The following is a 678-nucleotide window of genomic DNA, read 5'->3' on the forward strand; positions in this document are numbered from 1 at the left end:
CTTTTGAATCGCACCGCCAGAGGCGGCGATTTACCTGGTATTAATCAGAGTTTCACTAGGCCTTTTCGAGTTCTGGCGCCTTACGATGCTTCGTTCCCTGTTCGTAGGCGTACGCGATGGCAAGCATCTCGGCTTCGGTCCACTGCCGCGCAACAATAACGAGATTGAATGGGGCACCGGAGGCGTAAAAGCCAGCTGGTATCGTCACCGCTGGTAGGCCTGCGATATTAACCTCGCTGACTACCATCCCATCGATGGTCTCGTCTCCGTGCAGCGGACCTAAAGGACCCTGCATTTGCGGGTAGATGACCGCATCAAGCCCATGCTCGTTGAAAACTGTGTTGAATATATCGAGATAGGTTTCCCTCAGCTCGATGAACGACGTCATATCTGTGGGTGTAGATGGTGACTTCGCTGATTCTACGAATGCGGGCACATGACTCATATAGTTCAACGTTCCGTCCGGCCCAAACGCATCTTCCTTCTGCGTCACTTCGGCAAATTCCGCGAATGTCTTCAGAGCGACACTTGAACCCATGCGCTCAAGATATTTTTGAATATCATAGGCAATTGATTCCATCCCGCGCGCGTCGAACTCGGCTCCAGGCAAGACCGCCTTGCGAAGTTCCATAAATCCGGAATTGGCAAAAGGGTCGTCTACGAGTTCTGCTCCACGTT

The 678-nt window shown here is 52.2% G+C and carries 1 pseudogene; it reads right to left on the minus strand.

The window, feature by feature from the left end:
• Window positions 1-55 precede the first annotated feature (55 nt).
• Window positions 56-678, minus strand: a pseudogene (locus tag JMW94_RS14760) (amidase family protein); the annotation flags it as partial.

Source organism: Psychrobacter immobilis, assembly GCF_904846185.1.
Lineage (GTDB): Bacteria > Pseudomonadota > Gammaproteobacteria > Pseudomonadales > Moraxellaceae > Psychrobacter > Psychrobacter immobilis_B.